Origin of the sequence: Micromonospora sp. NPDC048830, assembly GCF_043198215.1 — a bacterium.
Taxonomy (GTDB): domain Bacteria; phylum Actinomycetota; class Actinomycetes; order Mycobacteriales; family Micromonosporaceae; genus Micromonospora.
This window is the reverse complement of sequence record NZ_JBICUP010000111.1, coordinates 1-3,370: the sequence shown is the minus strand read 5'-3', so window position 1 is coordinate 3,370 and position 3,370 is coordinate 1. Positions and strand designations below refer to the sequence as shown.

Below are 3,370 nucleotides of genomic sequence, written 5' to 3'. Positions count from 1 at the left end.
CCGAAGGTCACCGTGATCACCCGCAAGGCGTACGGCGGGGCGTACGACGTGATGGGCTCCAAGCACCTCGGCGCCGACCTGAACTTCGCCTGGCCAACCGCACAGATCGCAGTCATGGGCGCCCAAGGCGCGGTCAACATCCTCCACCGCTCCGAACTGGCAAGCGCCGACGACCCGGCGACCGTGCGTGCCGAGAAGATCGCCGAGTACGAGGACACCCTCGCCAACCCGTACATCGCCGCCGAACGCGGCTACGTCGACGCCGTGATCCCCCCACACGAAACCCGCACCCAAATCGTCCGAGCCCTACGAGTGCTTTGCACCAAACGCGAAACCCTGCCCCCGAAAAAGCACGGGAACATCCCGCTGTGATGGACACCGATGCGCAGCGGGACGCCGCATCCGCGCGGCCGATTGCCCTGGTGCGTGGCAACGCCACCCCCGAACAGCTCGCCATCGTGATGGTCGTGCTCGCGCGTGCCGCACGCTCCACGAAGGCGAACCCGCCCCCGCGCGGTACCTCCGCCTGGGTCGAACACGCCCGCCCGGCGCGCCGGCCCTTGGTGCACGCGCCCGGTGCCTGGCGCAGCTCGGCCCTGCCCCACTGACCCGAGAACGGAGACACACGGATGCTGAAGAAGGTGTTGATTGCAAACCGGGGCGAGATCGCCGTTCGCATCGCCCGTGCATGCAAGGACAGCGGCATCGGGTCAGTCGCCGTCTATGCCGACCCCGACCGTGACGCGTTGCACGTCAAGGTCGCCGACGAGGCCTACGCCATCGGCGGAGCGACTCCCGCAGAGTCCTATCTCGCCCAGAACAAGCTGCTCGACGTCGCCCGAAAGTCGGGCGCGGACGCGGTCCACCCGGGCTACGGGTTCCTCGCGGAGAACGCCTCGTTCGCCAAGGCTGTCATCGACGCCGGGCTCATCTGGATCGGTCCCTCCCCCGAGGCCATCGACGCGCTGGGCGACAAGGTCAAGGCGCGGCACATCGCGGCCCGCGCCAACGCTCCCCTCGTGCCTGGCACGCCCGACCCGGTCACCGACGCCGAGGAGATCGTAGCCTTCGCCAAGGATCACGGCCTGCCCGTCGCCATCAAGGCCGCCTACGGCGGGGGCGGGCGCGGTCTGAAGGTCGCACGCACTCTGGAGGAAATCCCGGCGCTGTTCGAGTCTGCTACGCGCGAGGCGGTGGCGGCGTTCGGGCGCGATGAGTGTTTCGTCGAGCGATACCTGGACAAGCCCCGCCACGTCGAAACGCAATGCCTTGCCGACACCCACGGCAACGTCGTGGTCGTCTCCACCCGCGACTGCTCGCTGCAGCGCCGCCACCAGAAGCTCGTCGAGGAGGCGCCCGCCCCGTTCCTGACCGACGAGCAGAACGCCGAGCTGGTCCGCGCATCCAAGGCCATCCTGAAGGAGGCCGGCTACCACGGGGCCGGGACGTGCGAGTTCCTCATCGGGTGCGACGGCACGATCTCCTTCCTCGAGGTCAACACCCGCCTGCAGGTCGAGCACCCGGTCACCGAGGAGGTCACCGGCATCGACCTCGTGCGTGAGCAGTTCCGCATCGCCAACGGTGAGCCACTCGGCTACGACGACCCCACCCCGACGGGGCACTCCATCGAGTTCCGGATCAACGGCGAGGACGCCGGCCGAGGCTTCCTGCCCGCACCAGGCGTCATCACCCAGTTTCGTCCTCCGAGCGGCCCCGGGGTGCGACTCGACTCCGGTATCGAGGCCGGCGACGTCGTCGGCGGTGCCTTCGACTCGATGCTGGCCAAGCTGGTCGTCACCGGCCGGAACCGCAACGAGGCCCTGGAGCGCTCGCGTCGCGCGCTGGCCGAGTTCGTCGTCGACGGCATACCCACCGTGATCCCGTTCCACCGCGCGGTTGTCGCCGACGAGGCGTTCGCCCCGGCCGACCCGACCCGACCGTTTTCCGTCCACACGCGGTGGATCGAGACCGAGTGGCACAACACGGTCGAGCCGTACTCCGGCTCTGTCGCCGAGGCGCAGGACTACGCCGGCGAGCGGCAGACCATCGTCGTCGAGGTCGACGGCAAACGGATCGAGGTCGCACTGCCAGGCGGCCTGGCCGTCAGCGGCGGCACCGCGAAGAAGAAGGCGCCCAAGCGCTCCAGCGGCAGCAAGCGGAGCGCAGCCGTGTCCGGCGACGCACTCACCGCGCCCATGCAGGGCACCATCGTCAAGATCGCAGTGGAGGAAGGCCAGACCGTCGAAGCCGGCGAGTTGGTCGCCGTCCTTGAGGCCATGAAGATGGAGCAGCCCATCAACGCCCACAAGCCCGGCACCGTCACAGACATCGCCGCCGCCATCGGCGACACCGTCCCCCACGGCGCCGTCATCGTCGAAATCAAGTAGACAACGGTGTAAACGGCGAGTGCTATGCACCGACGGTGACGAAACACAGTTGGTACTGCAACGGCGGGTCGTAGCTTCGGGTGGTAATCGCTCCTTGGCTGGTTGTGGTGGATGCGCAGATGGTCGGGTCGTGGGATGCCGGGTTGGAGGAGTTGTTCTTCCGGTTCTCGCATCGGTTTACTCGGATGGAGCCGCGGCGGCGGGCGTGGGCGTATATGCGGGGGTTGCTGGCGCCGTTGGAGCGGCGGAACGGCTGGACCCTTGCCGAGCAGGCTGGGCATGTCTCACCGGACGGGTTGCAGGGCATGTTGTGCAGCGCGGCGTGGGACCGGGACGCGGTCCGCGATGACGTACGCGACTACGTGGTGGAAGCGATCGGTGATCCGGCCGGGGTGCTCGTCGCCGACGAGACCGGGTGTGCGCCACGAGGCGCTGAGGAACCGTGCGGAAGGAGGAGTCCGCCGCTGGTCATCGCAGTGACCGGCTGAAGCTGGAGACAGGCCGAGCCCTGGGTCAGGGGTGAGGCCGGGAGCAGTCTCGACAACGTAGGAGCGTGTCGGCACCACCAGACGGCACGTGTCCGCTAGCCAGGACGGGAAGGTGTAAGGAGATCTGAACCAGTGGTTGACGCCCCGTGAGTCGTCAGCGGCCTGTCGAATCTGGTGGATGGGTCGCTTCGTGGTGCTGGAGGAAGCCCTAGCCGGTGGTTTCTCCTCTTTCGCCGTCTCTATCCGGTGGGCGGTGGGAGGTGCGGACCAAGACTGCGATGTGCGGTCCGCGCGATGCCACCGGGGTAAAGCTGGGCACCGATCCCCGTCGCAGAGGTCCTCAGTGAACGTGGGAAGCGATTCGATGTCGCCCTCTCCGGGCGGCTGCCGGTCGTCTGGTGGGCAGGCGTGACGCCCGCTGATGGCATCGGGTCGTGGCGGAGTCGCCGTAGTACTCCGAGCCGGGGAAAGCCCGGCGCATGGGGAAGGGCGACA

3 protein-coding genes and 1 pseudogene are annotated in these 3,370 nt (G+C 68.2%); all 4 read left to right on the top strand.

From position 1 onward, the window contains the following. On the top strand, nucleotides 1-372 hold a 372-nt coding region (locus ACGFIZ_RS34080; protein ID WP_393427406.1), incomplete at its 5' end, for a carboxyl transferase domain-containing protein. Then, entirely contained in the window at nucleotides 372-608 is a 237-nt protein-coding gene (locus tag ACGFIZ_RS34075; protein ID WP_393427410.1) for an acyl-CoA carboxylase subunit epsilon, read from the top strand. The genes ACGFIZ_RS34080 and ACGFIZ_RS34075, both read left to right, overlap by 1 nt. A 24-nt stretch (nucleotides 609-632) precedes the next feature. Next, entirely contained in the window at nucleotides 633-2,387 is a 1,755-nt protein-coding gene (locus ACGFIZ_RS34070) for an acetyl/propionyl/methylcrotonyl-CoA carboxylase subunit alpha (RefSeq protein WP_393427408.1), read from the top strand. Between the two features lie 119 nt (nucleotides 2,388-2,506). Continuing rightward, nucleotides 2,507-2,818 (top strand): annotated as a pseudogene (locus tag ACGFIZ_RS34065) (transposase); the annotation flags it as partial. Between the last annotated feature and the right edge of the window lie 552 nt (nucleotides 2,819-3,370).

Excerpts from the sequence above, each read along its gene's own strand:
- ACGFIZ_RS34075 (WP_393427410.1), top strand. The coding sequence starts at position 372 with ATGGACACCGATGCGCAGCGGGACGCCGCATCCGCGCGGCCGATTGCC.